This is a genomic window from Zoogloea sp. (assembly GCF_030157465.1).
In the GTDB taxonomy this organism is placed as follows: domain Bacteria; phylum Pseudomonadota; class Gammaproteobacteria; order Burkholderiales; family Rhodocyclaceae; genus Zoogloea.
In genome coordinates, this window is sequence record NZ_JAOAUU010000172.1 from 1 (window position 1) to 1,760 (window position 1,760).

Consider the following 1,760-nt stretch of genomic DNA (forward strand, 5'->3'; position numbering starts at 1 on the left):
GCCCGGCGAGGGATTCGTCGCGCAGGTTTTCGTACATGCCGCCCTGGACGATGCCAAACAGGGCGTTGGTGTTTTCCTGGCGATCGAATTCGTCGCGTGAGCGCTGCGCCCAGCGCAGGGACATGCGCATCGAATCCGCGGCTTCGGTGACGGTGGCCGGGTAGGGCGTGCATTCGTCGAAGATCATCACCACGTCGGAATTGAGCACTTTCTGGATGCGCATGGACTCTTCGGGTGTGAGGAAGAGCTTGTCGCCGTTGACCGGCGAATTGAAGCGCACGCCTTCTTCGGTGATCTTTCGCAGCGCGCCCAGCGAGAAAACCTGAAAACCGCCCGAGTCGGTGAGGATGGGGCCGTCCCAGGCCATGAACTGGTGCAGGCCGCCGAAGGCTTCGATGACTTCGAGGCCCGGACGCAGCCACAGGTGGAAGGTGTTGCCGAGGCAGATCTGGGCACCGATGTCGCGCAAATCTTGCGGCGAGATGCCCTTGACCGTGCCGTAGGTGCCGACCGGCATGAAGGCCGGCGTGTCCACGGTGCCGTGGTTGAGCGTGAGGCGGCCGCGACGGGCCGCGCCGTCGGTGGCGAGGAGTTCGTATTTCATGCGGGATTCCGGGTCAGGAGCATGGCGTCGCCGTAGCTGAAGAAGCGGTAGCGCTCGGCGATCGCGTGGGCGTAGGCATTGCGGATGGTGTCCATGCCGGTGAAGGCGGAAACAAGCATCAGCAGGGTGGATTTTGGCAGATGAAAGTTGGTGATGAGGGCATCGGCCACATTGAAGTGGTAGCCCGGCAGGATGAACAGGTCGCTTTCGGCATTGCCGGCCTTGAGCTGGCCGTCACGCGCGGCGGATTCGAGCGCGCGCATGCTGGTCGTGCCGACGCACACCACGCGCTTGCCGGCCGCCTTGGTGGCGGCGATGGCATCGACGGTGGCCGGGGGCACGAAGTAGGCCTCGGTGTGCATTTTGTGCTCGGACAAATCATGCACACGCACGGGCTGGAAAGTGCCGGCGCCGACGTTCAGGGTGATGAAGGCGCTGCCCACGCCTTGCCCGGCCAGCCGGGCGAGCAAGGCTTCGTCGAAATGCAGGCCGGCCGTGGGGGCGGCCACCGAGCCCGGGTTCCGTGCGAACACCGTTTGGTAGCGGGATTCGTCGGTATTGCCGGCGGCGCGTTCGATATAGGGCGGCAGCGGCAGGTGGCCGTGGCGTTCAAGCAGGGTGACGAGATCTTCGCCATCCGGAAAGCGCAGGTGGAAGAATTCGCCAACCCGGCCGATCACCTCGACATCCAGCGCGCCCTCGAGGTGCAACCAGCTGCCGGGCTTGGGCGTTTTGCTTGCACGTACTTGTGCCAGCGCCTCATGGGCCCCGAGTGGGCGCTCGACCATCACTTCAACCTGTCCACCGGTGGCCTTGGTGCCGAACAGGCGTGCGTGGATCACCCGCGTGTCGTTGAAAACCAGCAGGTCGCCGGGGGCGAGCAGGGTGGGGAGGTCGGAAAAACGAAGGTCGGCGAGCGGCGGTCCGACCTGCAGCAGCCGGCTGTCGGTACGGCGGTCTAGCGGAGCCTGGGCAATCAGTTCTTGGGGGAGCGGGTAATCGAAATCGTCGAGAGTCCAGGACATGAGTTGATGCAGTTAAAAGTTTCGTAGATAATGCAGCGCTTCCCAAGCCGGGATGGCGGAATCGGTAGACGCAGCGGATTCAAAATCCGCCGCCGCAAGGTGTGGGGGTTCGAGTCCCCCTCCCGGCACCA

At 64.3% G+C, this 1,760-nt stretch carries 2 protein-coding genes and 1 tRNA gene; 1 reads left to right on the top strand and 2 read right to left on the bottom strand.

Features of this window, described 5'->3' with window-relative positions:
- The coding region (locus Q1W26_RS21060) for a tRNA guanosine(34) transglycosylase Tgt (RefSeq protein ID WP_300444762.1) at positions 1-604 on the bottom strand (604 nt) is incomplete at its 3' end.
- Complete coding sequence (queA, locus tag Q1W26_RS21065) at positions 601-1,629, bottom strand: tRNA preQ1(34) S-adenosylmethionine ribosyltransferase-isomerase QueA (protein WP_300444765.1); 1,029 nt, start codon at positions 1,627-1,629, stop codon at positions 601-603. The genes queA and Q1W26_RS21060, both read right to left, overlap by 4 nt.
- Before the next feature lie 46 nt (positions 1,630-1,675).
- Here queA and Q1W26_RS21070 point away from each other — a divergent pair.
- Positions 1,676-1,760, top strand: a tRNA-Leu gene (locus Q1W26_RS21070).

Bases quoted from the DNA above. Each gene is read 5' to 3' on its own strand.
- queA (WP_300444765.1), bottom strand. From the start codon at position 1,629: ATGTCCTGGACTCTCGACGATTTCGATTACCCGCTCCCCCAAGAACTG.